14 protein-coding genes are annotated in these 15,670 nt (G+C 76.8%); 4 read left to right on the plus strand and 10 right to left on the minus strand.

Features of this window, described 5'->3' with window-relative positions:
- Positions 1–251 precede the first annotated feature (251 nt).
- Positions 252–1,772 carry an alpha/beta hydrolase family protein gene (locus ABD363_RS16595; RefSeq protein WP_344604136.1) on the minus strand — a complete coding sequence of 507 codons (1,521 nt, stop codon included), beginning with the start codon at positions 1,770–1,772 and terminating at the stop codon, positions 252–254.
- Between the two features lie 122 nt (positions 1,773–1,894).
- Here ABD363_RS16595 and ABD363_RS16600 point away from each other — a divergent pair, with 122 nt between their 5' ends.
- Positions 1,895–2,839 carry a helix-turn-helix domain-containing protein gene (locus ABD363_RS16600; protein ID WP_344604170.1) on the plus strand — a complete coding sequence of 315 codons (945 nt, stop codon included), beginning with the start codon at positions 1,895–1,897 and terminating at the stop codon, positions 2,837–2,839.
- A gap of 247 nt (positions 2,840–3,086) precedes the next feature.
- Here ABD363_RS16600 and ABD363_RS16605 read toward each other — a convergent pair whose 3' ends face one another.
- Complete coding sequence (locus tag ABD363_RS16605) at positions 3,087–3,950, minus strand: SCO6745 family protein (protein WP_344604138.1); 864 nt, start codon at positions 3,948–3,950, stop codon at positions 3,087–3,089.
- Positions 3,951–4,554: 604 nt separating this feature from the next.
- Between ABD363_RS16605 and ABD363_RS16610 the strand changes: the two genes are divergently transcribed.
- Entirely contained in the window at positions 4,555–4,896 is a 342-nt protein-coding gene (locus tag ABD363_RS16610; RefSeq protein WP_344604140.1) for a putative quinol monooxygenase, read from the plus strand.
- A gap of 231 nt (positions 4,897–5,127) precedes the next feature.
- On the opposite strand, the gene ABD363_RS16615 is transcribed toward ABD363_RS16610, so the two are convergent.
- Together ABD363_RS16615 and ABD363_RS16620 are read right to left on the minus strand one after the other, a co-directional pair.
- Complete coding sequence (locus ABD363_RS16615; RefSeq protein ID WP_344604142.1) at positions 5,128–6,069, minus strand: ion transporter; 942 nt, start codon at positions 6,067–6,069, stop codon at positions 5,128–5,130.
- A gap of 155 nt (positions 6,070–6,224) precedes the next feature.
- Positions 6,225–7,223 (minus strand): GlxA family transcriptional regulator, encoded by a 999-nt coding sequence (locus ABD363_RS16620; protein WP_344604144.1) that lies wholly within the window; start codon positions 7,221–7,223, stop codon positions 6,225–6,227.
- Positions 7,224–7,277: 54 nt separating this feature from the next.
- Between ABD363_RS16620 and ABD363_RS16625 the strand changes: the two genes are divergently transcribed.
- Together ABD363_RS16625 and ABD363_RS16630 are read left to right on the plus strand one after the other, a co-directional pair.
- Positions 7,278–7,931, plus strand: a complete 654-nt coding sequence (locus ABD363_RS16625; protein WP_344604146.1) for an HD domain-containing protein — start codon at positions 7,278–7,280, stop codon at positions 7,929–7,931.
- 200 nt (positions 7,932–8,131) lie between these two features.
- A complete protein-coding gene (locus ABD363_RS16630; RefSeq protein WP_344604148.1) occupies positions 8,132–8,863 on the plus strand; it encodes a DJ-1/PfpI family protein in 732 nt (243 codons plus the stop codon).
- Between the two features lie 458 nt (positions 8,864–9,321).
- Here ABD363_RS16630 and ABD363_RS16635 read toward each other — a convergent pair whose 3' ends face one another.
- From ABD363_RS16635 to ABD363_RS16660, 6 genes are all read right to left on the minus strand, one after another.
- Complete coding sequence (locus ABD363_RS16635; RefSeq protein ID WP_344604150.1) at positions 9,322–10,143, minus strand: PIG-L deacetylase family protein; 822 nt, start codon at positions 10,141–10,143, stop codon at positions 9,322–9,324.
- On the minus strand, positions 10,140–11,411 hold the full coding sequence (locus ABD363_RS16640) for a glycosyltransferase family 4 protein (RefSeq protein WP_344604152.1): 1,272 nt from the start codon (positions 11,409–11,411) through the stop codon (positions 10,140–10,142). The genes ABD363_RS16635 and ABD363_RS16640 overlap by 4 nt, the downstream gene beginning before the upstream one ends.
- Positions 11,408–12,328 (minus strand): sugar phosphate isomerase/epimerase family protein, encoded by a 921-nt coding sequence (locus ABD363_RS16645; RefSeq protein ID WP_344604154.1) that lies wholly within the window; start codon positions 12,326–12,328, stop codon positions 11,408–11,410. The genes ABD363_RS16640 and ABD363_RS16645 overlap by 4 nt, the downstream gene beginning before the upstream one ends.
- Positions 12,325–13,812, minus strand: coding sequence for a YcaO-like family protein (locus ABD363_RS16650; RefSeq protein ID WP_344604156.1), 1,488 nt, complete (start codon positions 13,810–13,812; stop codon positions 12,325–12,327). Before ABD363_RS16650 ends, ABD363_RS16645 begins: the two co-directional genes overlap by 4 nt.
- On the minus strand, positions 13,809–14,636 hold the full coding sequence (locus ABD363_RS16655; protein ID WP_344604158.1) for an MBL fold metallo-hydrolase: 828 nt from the start codon (positions 14,634–14,636) through the stop codon (positions 13,809–13,811). Before ABD363_RS16655 ends, ABD363_RS16650 begins: the two co-directional genes overlap by 4 nt.
- The coding region (locus ABD363_RS16660; protein WP_344604160.1) for a Gfo/Idh/MocA family protein at positions 14,633–15,670 on the minus strand (1,038 nt) is incomplete at its 5' end. The genes ABD363_RS16660 and ABD363_RS16655, both read right to left, overlap by 4 nt.

Below are 15,670 nucleotides of genomic sequence, written 5' to 3' on the forward strand. Positions count from 1 at the left end.
GATCCGCATGACGACGCGGCACCGTCGCATCGCCGGCACGTCGGGGCCGGGTCGCACCTTCGGGCCGGACCCGGGGACGGCGCCGGGCGGCGCGAGACGACGCTGCCGCTCGGCGGCGATCACGAGGCGTTGCCGTACCGGTGCGTGAGCGGCGACAGCGAAGCGCCGGCCGCGGCCGTCCCCGCGGCCGGCTCCGGCGCGTCCGGCGGCCCCGGGTTCTTGCCGGCGGGGCGGGATGCGCGGTCCGGGCGTCAGCCGGTCAGGTGGGCCACCACCGAGCGCATCGCACGCCGCAGGGCCGGGCGGGTCTCCTCGGGCGCGTCCAGGGTCTCGAAGCCGTGGTGGCCGTGGGGCACGTCGACCAGTTCCAGGCGCGCCCCGCAGTCCTCGGCCGCGGTCGTGAACGCCTCCACGGTGGCGGCGATCTCGGGCGTCTCCAGCCCCGCACGCAGGAGGACGACGGGCAGGTCGCCCGCGTGCGCGACCGCCCGGACCGGGTGGAACCGGCTGCCGGTCAGCCCCCAGTTGGGCAGCGGCGCCAGGATCGGGTAGGAGGCGGCCAGGCAGCGCAGCCAGGCCGGCGGCTTGGCCAGCCAGTCCGCGGCCAGCAGACCGCCACCGGAGAAGAACCACAGGGCGACCCGGTCGGCGTCCACCCGGGGATCGGCCCGCACCAGTTCCACCGCGGCGGTGACGTCCGCGGCGGCGCGCCCGTAGTCGGCGATGTCGTGCAGCCGGTGGTCGAGGGTCACGCCGACCATGCCCTCGGCGGCCGCCAGACGGGCGTACCCCACCAGGGTCGGCCACTCGCGCGGGGTCGGCCGGGCCCCGGCGGGCACCGGGCCGCCGTGCACGAAGACCACGGCCGGCCGCGGCCCCGGGGCGTCGGGGACGTACAGGTCGACATGTTCCCTGCGCTCCCGGGGCAGTTCGGGCACGTCCAGCGGAAACGGACGCAGATGGGCGGGCGGCGCGCCGGCGCCGGCCGGTCGCAGGCGGCGGCCCTCGCCGGCCGCGGCCCGCAGCAGGACGTCCGCCAGTTCGGTGGGACAGGACAGCATCGGCCAGTGCCCGGTGGGCAGTTCGAAGAAGGTGACCTGCGGGCCGGCCAGGGCCGCCAGCGCGGGGTCGCCGAAGTCGACGAGCCGTTGCATCAGGTCGATGCTGACGCCGTTGCGGGTGCACAGCACCCCGGTGACGGGCACCGCGGCCACCGCCCCGGTCAGCCGCAGCGGCTGGAGCAGGGTGCCCAGCGGCTGCGGCGCGGCGAGGGCGGTGAGCCGGTCCAGCGCCGCGTCGGAGACGCCGGCGGTACTGCCCCAGCGCTGCCACTCGTCACGGGCCGGCGGCGCCAGCTCGCCCTGGTCCCCGCCCTGTCGGGCCCGCTCCGCCAGCTGCGCGCGCAGGGCCTGGTCCGGTACGGCGGCCAGGGCCGGGACGCCGTTCTGCGGCATCCCGCAGTCCAGGTACACGACGCGGGCGACGCGCTCCGGCCGCCGGTCGGCGGCGCCGAGCACCGGATGGATGCCGTAGTCGTGACCGACGAGCACGACCTCCCGGCCGGACGCCGCGTCCACCGCGTCGATCGCCGCGACCACGTCCGCGATGTGCGTCTCCAGATCGACGCGGGCCGACGCGGCGGGGCGGTTCGCGTCGACTCCGGTCAGCGGGACCGCGTACGCCTCGCTGCCCGCCGCGGCCAGCAGCGCGGCCGTCTCCTGCCACACAGGGGCGCCGGTGAACACGCCCGCCACCAGGATGAACACGGTCATGGCCCTCTCCTCGGGTCCGTCGCAGGGCGCCGCGCCGAGCGCGTGCGCCATGGTCCGCGGACCGGTGCGTACGCCCGGCCCGCGCGCCGGTACCGTAGGAACTCCCCCGGAGGGAGGTTCAACTGTCCACGTCCCACGAAGTGCTCTGGAGCATCGGCGAACTCGCCGAGCGCGCGGGTGCCACGGTGAAGACCGTCCGCTTCTACTCCGACCGGGGTCTGCTGCCCGAGGCGTCCCGCAGCGGCGGCGGGCACCGCCGGTACGGTCCCGAGGCGCTGGAGCGGCTGCGGCTGATCCGCTCCCTGCGCGCCCTCGACCTGCCGCTGCCCGAGGTGCGCCGGGTCGTCGAGGACGAGGACCCCGCGGGCCGTGCGCTGGAGGACGCCGTCGCGGGCCGCCTGCGCGAGCTGGGCAGCGAACTGAAGGCGCTGCGCTGGCGGGAGGCGGCGCTGCGGCTGGTACGGGAGTGCCCGCCGGGGGAACAGGCCGCCCGGCTGCGGCTGATCGGGGCGATGAGCACCCCGCCGAGCACGGCGCCGCTGGCCCGGTTCTGGCGCGGCTGGCTGCCGCCACGGATGCCGGCCCGGGCGACGGCGGCGTTCCTGGAGGTGGCCGTTCCGCAGCCGCCCGACGAGCCGGACCCGGCGCAGGTGCTCGCCTTCGCCCGGCTGCACGCCATGACGACGGCTCCCTGCCCGGGCGACCGGCAGCCCCAGCCGGAGGTGCACCGGGTGACCGGGGCCCGCGGGGCGGCCGCGCTGTACGCCGGCCTCGCCGAGGCGTACGAACTCGCCGGCCCGCAGCTGCGCCGGGCACGGGATCCGTACCCGGGCGAGGCGCTGGACGCCTACGTGGCGGCGTACGCGAGCGCGTACGGCAGCCGGGACACCCGGGAGTTCCGCCGCCTGCTGGCCGCGCGGCTCGCGGCCGGGCCGCGCCTGGACCGGTACTGGGAGCTGACGGCCGTGGTGCTCACGCCGCCGGGCGGCAGGCCGGAGCCGACCCCGGGCTCCGCGGACGACTGGCTGCGCACGGCACTGGAACGGGACAACGCCCGAGCGGCGTAGACCGCGGCCCGCACCCGGCCTTCCGGCACACCTGTGGGAGGACACCCGCGGCCGCAGGACGGCCCGCACCGCCGCACACCTTCGGTGCGCCGGCCGGTGCGCGAGGGCACGGCCCGGCGAACCCCACGGCTGCACGGGCCACGACCACTCCTGCCCCGCGGCGGCGGTCACGCGGGCGGACCCCTGCGGGTCACGTCCGCCGGAGAGGCGCCGAGGGCCATCCGTGATCACTCACGGGACGGACCGGTCACGGTCGTGTGCGGCGGGCCGGGAGACCCATGGGGTTGGGAAAGGGAAGGACACCGGAGGCGAGGACCTCGTCGGCCGGCGGGCGGAGCAGACCGGGGAGGCGAGCGGCCTCGGCCGCGGTGAGGGCCTGGTAGGGCCGGACGGCGAGGGCATCGGTGCGGGCCTCGATGTGGGTGCGCAGGCCGCGCCCCTCGACGGTGGGGTGCCCGCCGCTTTCCAGCAGGCCCCGTGCGGTGAGGCGGTGCACGGCCCGCTGCCAGTCCTCCTCGGACCAGCCGCGGTTGTTCCGCAGGATCGCCGCGGGCACTCCCTCGCACGCGGCGAGGAGTACGTGGGCCTCGCAGCCGTCCAGGCCCTCGGCGGTCAGCACGGCGACGTGGCCGTCCCCGCGGTGCTCGCGCAGCGCCGTGACGGCCTGCCAGAGGGCGCCGACCGGGTCCCGGGGCGCGGGCAGGCCGCGGTTGGCGGCGAACAGCGGACGTCCGGCGCCGTCCGCGCCGGCGATCGCGCGTTCCAGCAGCGGGACGGCCTTCGCCGCCGCGTCCGCCGTCGACGGCGCCACTCGGCGCAGGGCCGCGGCGGCCGCCTCGACGCGGGCGCGGAGCACGGCCTCAGGTGCGGCGACCCCCCAGGCGCCGGGAATGGCGCGCCGCACCATGGCGGGGTGGAAGTTGAAGAAGACCGCCTCCACCACACCCGCCTCCACCGCTCCCAGCGGCGCGGCCCGGGCTGCGAAGTAGCCCGTCCAGAAGCCGCGCAGACCGACCGCGCGACCGGCCTCGCGGCTCTCGGGCGCGAAGTACGTGACGGCGTGCAGGGGTTCCAGGACCTGCCAGACCGTACGGGCGAACGCTGCGTCCACGTGTGCCCTCCTCCCCGGCCGCCCCGGTCCGGACCGGGCCCCGGCCCCTTGCCCGGTGGTCCCGCGAGCCGCCGGACCCACCGGGCGGACCCCGGTCGGCACATTCCCCCATCGGCCGCGGGGCAACCAGGCCATGGGCCGCCTCCGCTCCGCCGGCCGGTCCAGGTCGAGGCCCACGGTGGCGCGCTGCGGCGCCGGGGAGGACGTGAGGCCGCCGGAGTGGACCGCGGCGTCCGCGCCGCGCACCGGGTTCGTGTGGTCGCACAGGCCGGTGAACCGCCGCTCGGCGTCGAGGAACGCGACCGGGAGGTCCGGATCCGCGCGGTTGCCCTGCGGTTCGGTCCAGGGCGGAAACGGACGTATGAGAATAGGAGACGGGAAAATGCATCTTGTCGGGCATTCTCCTGGCGTGGGCGGACCGCCGGTGACCGGGGGACGCCGTACGATCGGGTCGCCGAGGGTTCCGGTCGCCGGGCCGGGGTCGGCCACCGCCTGTTCGGCGGCCCGACGCCGCCGGTGTACCCCGTGCCGGAGCGGCCGCACGTGCCGGTCCTCGCCACCTGCCGGGCCCGTACGGTCGACACACGTCCATGGAGGGAGCCTGATGATCTTCATCACCGCCAAGTTCCGGGTCCGTCCCGAACATGCCGACCAATGGCCGGAAATCACCGCGGACTTCACCGAAGCCACGCGCCGCGAGCCCGGCTGCCTCTGGTTCGACTGGTCGCGAAGCGTGACCGACCCCACGGAGTACGTCCTGGTCGAGGCCTTCCGTGACGACGAGGCAGGCGCTGCCCACGTCCAGTCGGCGCACTTCAAGACCGCGCAGCAGACGCTGCCGCGCCACCTGGTCGAGACACCCCGCATCGTGAACGCGAACGTCCCGCAGGACGACTGGTCGCTGCTGGGCGAGATGGCCGTTCCGGAGCAGGGGCAGCCCGGGTAGGAAGCACTTCCCCGCGGTGCCGGTCCGCGACGGCGGCGGCACGGTTCCACCGCGCCCCGGGCGCCGTCCCGCGTACAAGCGGCTGCGGGCTGCCTGCCCGGCCCCGGCCCCGACGACCGGTCTCCGGTGCCGTCCCCTTCCGCGGAACACCGTGAAGCGGACCGGTGAGGGGCCCCGCTGACCGGACCCGCACCCCGGACGCCACCGCCCCGGGCCGTCCTCGGGGCACCCTCACCGCGCGCGTCCTTCCGCGATCGGCACCGTCTGCCGCCTTTCTCCGTCTTCGGGCGGCTCGGCCCGGGCGAGGGCGCACTCCAGGTCGTCCAGGGCCCGGCGGGCCGCCTCGATGCGCAGACGCAGGTGCCGGGAGCCCGCATGATGCGCCGTCGGGTGACGTGCCGTCGTCTGTCCCTCGTCCGCCGCGTCCATGTCCCTGGCCTCGTCGAGGGAGGTGAGGACGACGCCGATGAGGACGTTGACGAGGACGAAGGAGGCGAGCAGTACGTAGGAGGCGTAGTAGAGCAGGCTCCAGCGGGAGATCTCCAGCCCGGCGTGGACGGCGTCGCCGATGCCGTCCAGGGTCATCAGCAGGAAGAGGGTGAGGACGGCGCGGCCGAGGGAGCCGTAGCGCTCGGGGTCGTGGTGGCCGAAGAAGACCCAGCCGACCATCGCGTACACGTACAGCAGCAGGGCGCCGACGAGCAGGAAGCTCAGGGTGCCGGGCAGGCTGCGGGCGACCGCGACGAGCACGATGCGCAGCTGGGGCAGGAAGCGGGCGGTCCGCAGGACCCGGGCCAGCCTGAGCAGCCGCAGCACGGTGGTGTTCTCACGGACGACGGGCAGGAAGGCGCACAGGACCACGACGAGGTCGAAGACGTTCCACGGGTCCTTCCAGAAGTCCCGTGGCCGGTCGGCGTGCGCGGCCATGCGCAGCAGGATCTCGACGGTGAACACGGCCAGGCAGGCGTGCTCGGCGAGCTGTGACCAGCGGTGCCACTCCGCGACGAATCCGGAGTACGTCTCCGCGCCCAGCAGCGCGGCGTTGACGAGGATCACGGCGAAGACGGTGAGGGCGAACCAGCGGGTCCCGGTGAGGCCGCGGCAGTAGTGCGCGACCCGCCGGCGCCCGGACGGGACGATGACTTCGACTGCGTGGTCCTGGTGCTGCGGCATCCTGCTGCCCTGTCTCCTGCGTGCCTGCGACGGTCCGTGCCCGGCCGGCCCGGCCCGGTACGACTCGTTGAGCGATCAAGCTCCAGAAGAGACTTCTACAGCACTGTAGTTGCCGATGCGCGGGCGCCCCGGGGAAACCGGGCGCCCGTGCCGCGTCAGGGGCGGAGACGCCCCTCGGCCGGCGGTGCCGCCGGGGTGAACGCCGCGCGATAGGCGGTGGGTGTCGTCCCGAGGGCGCGCCGGAAGTGCAGCCGGAGGTTCGAGGGGCTGCCCAGGCCGCATCGGTCGGCTATGTGGTCGACGCCGAGGTCGGTGCTCTCCAGCAGCTCCCGGGCGCGGTCGAGCCGAGCGGCGAGCAGCCACCGCAGGGGAGTCGTGCCGGTCTCGGCGACGAACCGCCGGACGAAGGTGCGCGGCGCCATGTGCGTGTGTGCGGCGAGCCGGGGGACCGTCAGTGGTTCGTGCAGGCGGGCCAGGGCCCACGCCCGGGTGGGCGCGAGGGTGACGCCGCACGCGTCGGGGGTCAGCGGCCGTTTGATGTACTGCGCCTGCCCGCCGTCGCGGTGGGGAGCGGAGACCAGGGCGCGCGCCACCTGATTCGCCGTCCGCGCGCCCAGGTCGCGTCGCACCAGGTGCAGGCACAGGTCGATGCCGGCGGCGACACCCGCCGAGGTCAGCACCTGCCCCTCGTCGACGTAGAGCACACGCGGGTCCACCGACACCCTCGGATGCCGCGCCGCCAGTTCGTCGGCGTACTTCCAGTGGGTGGTGGCCCTGCGGCCGTCCAGGATCCCGGCCGCCGCCAGCGCGAACGCGCCCGTGCAGATGGACACCAGCCGCCGGCCCCGGGCGTGCGCCTCGGCCAGCGCGGCGAGCACGTCCGCCGGGAGCTCCCGCTGGTGCGGCGCGTACCCCGGGACCACCACGGTGTCCGCGCCGCGCACCGCTTCCAGCCCGGCCGCCACCGTCACGGCGAACCCCGCCGCGGTCGGGACCGGCCCCACCGCCCGTCCGCACAGGACCGGCTCGTAGGGGTCACCGGGCACGGCGATGAAGACCTGGGCCGGGATGCCCAGGTCCAGGGGCAGCACGCCGTCCAGGACCAGTACCGCCACGCGGTGCGGCGCGGCGGGGGTGGCAGTTTCCTCTCGCACGGAGGCAAGTCTGCCACTGTCACGGGCAGTCGGCCGCAGCCGATCATCGATGCCATGAACGACGTGATGACCACCGGCGTCCCGCCGCTCCCCGACACTCCTCTCGCCCGCCGCGCGCTGGCCCTGGTGCGCGAGACGGAGTCCACCGCGACCGCCAACCACAGCGTCCGCAGCGCCCTGTTCGCCCGCCTGCGCGCCGACCACCAGGGGGCGAAGCCGGGACGCGACTACGATCCGGAGCTGCTGTTCCTGGCCTGCGTCCTGCACGACATCGGCCTGACGCCGGCGGGCGACCGCCACCAGCGGTTCGAGGTGGACGGCGCCGACACGGCCGCGGAGTTCCTCACCGCGCAGGGCCTGCCCGCCGCCGACGTCGACGCCGTGTGGGAGGCCATCGCCCTGCACACCACGCCGGGCGTCGCCGAGCGCCGCGGCACCCTGTGCGCCCTGGTGTACCAGGGGACCGGAATGGACTTCGGCGGCGACACGGACTTCATCGACGACGCCACCGGGGCCGCGATCCACGCCGCCTACCCGCGGCTGTCCATGGCCACCACCCTCACCGACGAGATCGTCGCCCAGGCGCGGCACCGCCCGGAGAAGGCCCCGTTCTTCTCCCTCGCGTTCGAACTGCTGCGGGAGAGGTCGACGCCGCCGCACAGGACCCGGATGGAGACCATGGCCGACGCCGCGCGCTGGGGCAACTGAGCAGGACCACGCGCACGAGCCCGCCGTTCGACCCGCTCACCGGCCAGGCGCCCGCGCCGGCGACGACAGCACCCCGCGGCCCGTCGGCCACCTGCGCGACCACGCCCGCGCCGTGCCTTTTCCCGGGACCCGGCGCCCCCCGCCCGGCGGACGAGCCCTTCCCCACCCGTGACCGGCCGAGAAACGGAGTACCGACCGAGATGAACCGCCGTACCCTCCTGCACGCCACCACCGCGCTCGGAGCCGCGACCCTGACGGCCGGCGCCGCCGCCCGTGCCGACGCGGCGGCCTCCCGGACCCCGGGGCGGGACCGTCCCCTGCGCGTGCACGTCGTCCTGTTCGACGGGGTGGAGGAACTCGATCTCACCGCCCCGTACGAGGTGTTCTCCGCCTCCGGCCACTTCGCCGACCGGGAGGTGGAGGTCCGCTACGTCACGCTCGACGGTCCCCGCACCGTCGAGGCCGCCTACGGCACCAGGCTGCGCGTCGACCACGGATGGACCCCCGAGGAGGCGGACCTCCTCGTCGTCCCCGGCGGCGGGTACGCGCGCCGCGAGGACCCCGGGGTGTGGGCCGAGATCCGGCGGGGCGCCCTGCCCCGGGCACTGGCCGCCGCGACCCGCCCGGGCCTGACCGTCGGCGCGCTGTGCACGGGCGTGATGCTGCTCTCCGCCGCCGGGCTGACCCGGGGGCGCCCCTGCACCACCCACCACCGGGCGCGGGCCGACCTGGAGCAGCAGGGCGGCGTGCTGAAGAACGCCCGCGTGGTCGACGACGGCGACCTGGTCACCGCCGGCGGGGTGACCTCCGGGCTGGACCTCGCCCTGTGGCTGGTGCGCCGGGAACTCGGCGCGGACGCCGCGGTCGGGCTGGAGGAGATGCTCGAGTACGAGGCCCGCGGCACGGTGTGGACGGCACGAAGCAGCCGGTGAGCGGGTGCCGGTCCGGCGACCGCGGCGTGACCGGCCGGCCCTGGGGCGAGGTGCGCAAGCACGGCGACGACCCGGCCGGCGCGCTGGTCCGCCCGGTCGCCCCGATCGACGCGGCCACCCGGACGAACGCGATCGTGCACCGCCCGGGAGGTTCGTGCGAGCCCGGCCTGTCCGCCGGTCGTCCCGGGCCGGACGGCCTCCCGGCGGGGGCGGGCGGATGGACCGGGTCCCCGGGGGCGAGGGACGGCCGACGGTACGCACCGACCGCGGCCGGTGCGGTGGCCGCAGGGGGCTCGCCCGGGGCGGCGAGGACACGGGGACGGGGAATCCGAGGGCGCCGCGGTCACCCGGATGACGTCGCCGGCGCCCGGCGATGCCGGCCGGGCGGGATCCGGAGGGCACCTCCGCGCGCTGTCCGACCCGCTCGGGACCGGCGTGCGCGCCGCGGGCGTCCGCCCTCACCGGAACAGCCTGGACCGGACGGCCTCCGCCAGCACCCGGCGGGCCGTGCGCCCGGCCCTCAGCGACTCGCCGTAGACGCACGGCGCCCCGGTGCGCAGGGCCTCGGCACGGGCCAGGGAGGCCAGGACCTCGCCGGTCCGCCCGGACCCGCCGAACTGGAAGCCGAGCTGTGTCGTGTAGCACCGTGCCGCGGCGGTCTTGCCCGCCAGGACGGCGCCGATGTCGACCGTCACCTCGCTCACGGCCTCGGGCGGGCCGCGCCGGCATCCGGTGCCGGACGACGGCGCGCGCGCGACATAGGGCACGTCGCGCCACCAGCCGATCCGCGAGGACGGCGCGGTGGCGGCCACCGCGCGGGCGGTGAGCAGGTGGTCGACGTGGCCGCCGATCCCCTGGGGGGCGAGGACGAGGTCCGCCGACACCAGCCGGGGGCGCAGCAGCCGCCGCAGCTGCGCGCCCGCCGTGTCGTCGGGGCGGGGAGGCGTGAAGAGCTCCGCCGGGCTGCGGTATCCGCGGTGCGGGGCCTCGGGCAGCGGCAGATGGACGGGAGGGAGCACGCCCAGCCTCCGCAGGGCGGCGGCGTCCTCGGCGCGGCGCACGGCCATGTAGTCCACGTCGGCGGGCAGTCCCTTGTCGAGCTGGGTGGACAGGGCGAAGGGACCGGGATCGGCGACCGACGCGGTGAAGCAGGTGACGACGCGTACGCGCCAGCCCGCCCGGGACAGCGACGCCAGTACGCCCCCCGCGGAGAAGACCGCGTCGTCCAGGTGCGGGCTGACGGCGACGGCGGTGCGGACACCGCCCCCGGACACGGTCACAGCAGGTGGGGTGCGCGACGGAACCGGCAGGACAGATCCACGGCGGGTGCCGCGGACCCGTCGGCCGGGGCCTTCCGGGGCGTCGGCCGTGCGGCGCGCACCTCCTCGTACACGGCACAGATGCGTGCGGCGGCCACCGGCCACGACCACCGGGCCGCCACCTGCCGCAGCGCCGTACGCGCGAGACGCCGGCGCAGCGGCGCGTCGTCGAGCATCCGGCCGACGGCCCCGGCCAGGGCATGGGGGTCGCGCGGTGGCACCAGCAGCCCGTTGACGCCGTCGCGTACGCAGTCCACCACGCCGACCACGGCGGTGGACACCACCGGAAGTCCGCTCGCCATCGCCTCCAGGAGGGTGTTGGAGAAGCCCTCGGCCCAGGTGGGGCTGACGAAGACGTCCCCCTCGCGGTAGACGGCGGGGGCGTCGTGGTAGCCGGTGGGGCCGAGCACCTCCACGGTGCCGGCCAGGTCGCGCTGCCGGGCTCGCCGGACCAGCCGGTCCAGGTCGGGGCCCGTACCGGAGACCAGCAGCCGCAGCCGCCTCTGCCCGGCGCGCAGCAGCCGGACCGCTTCCAGCAGGTCCAGGACGCCTTTGCGCACGTCGATCCGGCCGTGGTAGAGCAGCACCGGCGGATCGCCCAGGGTCCCCGGCGGCCGTCCGGGCGCGGGACGGAACAGGGTGGTGTCGGTGGCTCCGGGGATCACGGTGAAACGCTCGGCCGGCACCCCGTGGCGGGCGGCGACCTCGGCCCTGAAGGAGGGGGAGCCGATCAGCACGGCCGGTGCGTCCCGCAGCACCCGGCGGATCGCCGTGCGGTGGGTGGTGCAGCAGGTGCCGACCCAGTGGCCGTCGCCGCCCTGGACGGAGACCACGGCCGGGACCCCGAGCCGCTCGGAGGCCTCCAGCACGGCCAGCCCCGGAGGATAGCCGTACTGGGCGTGCAGCACGTCCAGCGGTTCTTGGGCGTGCAGGCCGACGATCGTGTCGCGCAGCGCGGCCACGTCGGCCTCGAAGTCCGCGGGCAGCCCCTCGCTCACGGCCTGCTCGCCCAGGGACTCCAGCGCCACCAGGCGCACCCCGTCGGGAACCCGTTCGGGCGGGGGAGGACCGCCGCCGTAGACGGCGCGGCCCGCGCGGTCGCCGCGGTACTGGGACACCAGGGTGACCTCGTGGCCCGCCGCGGTCAGGGCCCGCAGCAGGTTCTCCGCGTAGGCGCTCATGCCCGACACGGCCGGCCAGTAGCGCCGCGAGACGAAGCAGATCCTCATCGCGCCCCCTCCGGCACGCCGGCGCCGTACGGGACGGCGGCGTCCCGGGGCCGGCCCGCCGCGGCGCGCTCGGCGTCGCGCAGCGCCTCCAGCGCGGAGCGCACCAGGGTGTCGGCGCGGTGCGCGTCGCGGGACAGCTCCAGGCTCACCAGCCCGCCGTACCGCACCGCGCGCAGCGCGCCGAGGACGGCGGGCAGGTCCATGTCGCCCTCGCCCGGGGCGCGGTGCTCGTGCCGGCCGCGGGGCATGTCCTCCACGGCGACCGCACCGAGGTCCCCGGCGTGCCGCAGCACCGCCTGGGCCGGGGTCAGGTCGCCGGCGACCAGGCAGTGCCCGGTGTCCAGGGCCAGCCGCAGGCCGGGGACGAGGGCCGCCAGCCGGGACCAGCCGGCGCAGTCCTCCACGAGCATGCCCGGCTCGGGTTCGAAGGCCGCCACCACGCCCCGTCCGGCCGCGTACGCCGTGACCGCGCGCACCCCCTCCACCAGACGGCCCCACGCCGTCCCGCCCGGGGAGGTGTCCGTGCCCGCCGCCGGGACGCCCGCCCAGAACGAGACCGCCTCGCTGCCCAGGCCGGCGGCGATGTCCACGCACCGGCGCAGGAACGCCAGGCGGCGGGCCCGGCCGGCCGGATCGGCGGTGATCAGGGTCGGCTCGTGCTTGCGCCGCGGATCCAGCAGGAAACGCGCCCCGGTCTCCACGGTGCTGCCCAGGCCCAGGCGGTCCAGCCGGCGGGCCAGCGCCGCCGTGCGGGAGGCCAGGCGCGGCGCGAAGGGGTCGTGGTGGGCCACGTCCACGGTGAGCGCGACCCCGTCGTAGCCGGTGTCGGCCAGCAGCGCCAGCGCGTCGTGCAGACGGTGCGAGGTCATGCCGTTGGTGTTGTAGGCGTAGCGCAGCCCGCCGGCGGGGGGCGTCACCGGGCCGCCCCCGCGGCGGTGCGGGCCAGCGCGTGCCGGTCGGGTTCGCGGTAGAGGGGGTACAGCGCCCCCACCGTCCTGCGCGCTGCCGCGACGTCGAACCAGGCCGGGCCGCCCAGCCGGGCGCGGCCCTCGGGCGTCAGGTGCACCGGCCGCGCCCCGGGGCGGGGGACGGGCCCCACCCCGGCCAGCGGGTGCTCGCGCTCCATCAGCCGGCGCACGCCGCGTTCGCCGATCCTCGCGTAGGACATCGTCTCCACCTCCATGCCGGGGACGAGCGCCTTGACCGCGTGGGCCCCGGGGCCGCCCGTCCCGATCACCAGGACGTCGAAGTCCGCCAGCCGCCGCAGCAGGTCCGCCAGGAGGGCGGCGGGGTCGTCCAGCGAGCCGGGCGGCACGGTCGGCAGGGCGGAGAAGGACACGCGGGAGCGCCGGGACAGCACGGTGGGCTCCAGCAGCTCCCGCAGCCGCGGGGCGTCCAGGGCGGCCCACCGCCTCATCGCGGACAGCGCCCTGGGCTCCTGCTCGGCCAGGGGCGAGGACAGTTCGCGCTCCAGGTATCCGGGCGGGGCGATGCGGGCGACCGTCTCCAGCGGGCCGTGGAAGAAGACCTTGCGCGCGCGGGAGGAGGCGTACTCCAGGAGGGCCTTGCGCAGCGCCGCGGCGCGGTCCGGGTGGGCGGCCTCGCCGCACGCGGTGAGCGTCAGCGCCGCCGCGCCCTCCCGTGTCCCCGGGGCGGCGTCGGTGCCGACCACGTGGACGTCGGCCAGGCCGAACTGGGTGGAGGCGAGCTTGGGCAGCACCTCGACGCCCGCCTCCCGCAGCCGGTCCAGGACACGGTGGGTGACCGGGTCGCCGACCTCGTCCAGGTCGATGACCACGCCCTGGTCCATCGCGCGGTGCGCGGTGGCGTTGCCGTCCCGCTGGAGGATCTCCAGCAGCGCGTGGGACAGGGCCCGCTCCGGGGTGTCCCCGGCGCCCAGCCCGTTGGTGACCGGCGTGGTCAGCCAGCCGCCGGGCGGGGGGCCGCCGGGCAGGTCCGAGCCGCAGGAGGCGGCGAACTCGGCGGGCACCAGCACCTCCTCGCCGGTGCGCAGGCGGCGCGCGGGCACCCACTCCAGGGGGCGTTCGGGGCCGTAGTCCGCGCCGGCCGGCAGCACCAGGCCGACCGGGTCGGCGACCCGGTCCCGGCCGCGCTCGCGCACCAGTTCCGCGTAGGAGGCGCGACGGCGCCCGGTACGGGCCAGGTGCCGGGCCGGCAGCACCTCCTCGGCGAGTTCGCCGTAGGCCCCCACCCGGGCCTGGCCGAGGTCCGCCCCGTACCCGCAGGCGCCCTTGCGAACGCCGGCCGCGTCCAGGTGGTCGGCCGAGACGACCGGCAGACCGGTGCGGTCGGCGGCGCTGATGTCGAAGTCCTGCTGTTCGCCGGGGGCGAGCGCGGCACGGTAGGCCCTGACCACCGGGTGCTCGCCGGCGGCGCTCACCGGCCCGCTCCCAGCGGGAGGGCGGCCGTGTCGGGCCGGCCGGCCAGCTGGTGGTCGAACAGGCGCAGGACGTCCGCGGTGGTCACCGGGGCGGCGAACTCGAAGGGGGTGGCCACCGCCTCGAAATCCAGCGCGCCGATCACCGAACGGTAGCGGCGCACCTCGTCGTGGGACAGGGGGATCCGGGCGTGGTACGCCTTGTGGCAGGACAGGGCGCGCGGCACGGTGCCGTCCAGGTCGACCTTGAGGGCGTCGCCGCAGAACAGGATCCCGCGGCGTGCGTCGTGCAGCACGCAGTGGCCGGGGAAGTGGCCGCCGGTGCGGTGCACGGTCAGGCCGGGCGCCAGCTCCAGGCGCTCGTCCACCGGCCAGGTGACCTGGAACGCCTTGGTCCACACCAGGTCCCGCACGCCGACGGCGACCACCGGCGGGGCGAAGCGGCGCTGGAGCTGCCACAGCGCCCCGTAACCGTGGACGTGACTGGCGCCCAGCCGGGCGACGCCGCCCAGCCGTTCGATCTCGGCCAGCGCGTCGGGCGGGTAGTAGGGGGCGGCCTCCCAGGCGACGTTGCCGCCGTCGGCCTCGATCAGCCAGCCCGTCGAGCCCAGGCCGAAGGACGGCACGGTGCGGAACCCGGTGACGCCCGGCACGGGCCGGTACCAGTCGGCGCTCAGCAGGGCCCCGACCGTCTTCTCGTCGGGCAGGTCCCAGCCCTCCTCGGGCAGCGCGTTGCGCACGTCGCAGCAGACCGGGCAGGCGGGCGGGGCGGCGAACCACCGCTGCCAGTGCCCGCAGTGGGCGCAGGCGTACATCGTCAGGGTCATCGTCGGCCTTCCTCGGCGGTGGACGGGACCGGCCGCGGGGACGGGGCCGGGCGGGCGCGGGACAGCGCCTCCAGCAGCAGCCGGTGCAGGGCCAGGTCGCGGGAGAGCGGCCACGGCCAGACCTGCCGCACCGGGCGGCCGGCGCGCACCGCGACCGCGGCCGAGGAGAACTCCCGGACCTGGCCGGCGAAGGGGGACGCCCCGGTGTCGAACGGCACGGGCACACGGCGCGCGGTGCGCGCGCCGGTGAACCACAGCTTCCCCCCGGCGTCCTGGCCCAGGGTGCCGACGGCGGTCAGCTGCCCGCGGGTGCCGACGACCTCCAGCCGGCGGCGGGGCAGCGCGTCCGGGGTGTTGTAGGCGACGTGCAGGCCGAGCAGCACCCCGCCACCGGTCCGGCCGGCCAGTACGGCTCCGTCCTCGACCGCGTAGGGGTGCACCCGGTGCTGCACCAGCGCCGTCAGTTCCGCCACGTCGTCCCCGCCGAGCAGGACGCCCGCCAGGTCCAGTCCGTGCGGCGCCAGGTCCAGGGCGGCCCCGCCGCCCGCCCGCACCGGATCGGCCCGCCAGTTGTCGTACGGGCGGCCGTCCGGCGACCAGGCGGGCGGCAGCCAGCAGCCGTAGGTGATCCGCACCGCGGTGACCGTGCCCAGGGCCCCGGCGGCCACCGTCTCCCGCACGGCCCGGTGGGCCGGGTGGAAACGCTGGTCGTAGGCGGTCGCCGCCAGGACCCCGGCCCGCCGGCAGGCGGCGACCAGCCGCTCGGCCTCGGCGAGGTCGGCCGCCAGCGGTTTCTCGCACAGCACCGCGGCCCCCGCCGCGGCGGCCGCGGCCGCCGCGGGGCGGTGGGCGTGGTTGGGCGTGGCGACGTACACCGCGTCGGCCCGGCGGGCGGCGAGCCGGGCGGCGAGGTCGGCGGCGGTCCCGGCGCCGGGTGCCCGGGCCGCCAGCAGGGCGGCGGCCGCGGGATCGGCGTCGGTCACGGCGACCAGGCGGGGCGCCGAGCCGCCGGCCCGGCCGTCGGCGGCCGCCCG

This window comes from Streptomyces glaucus (assembly GCF_039533365.1).
Classification (GTDB): Bacteria; Actinomycetota; Actinomycetes; order Streptomycetales; family Streptomycetaceae; genus Streptomyces; species Streptomyces glaucus.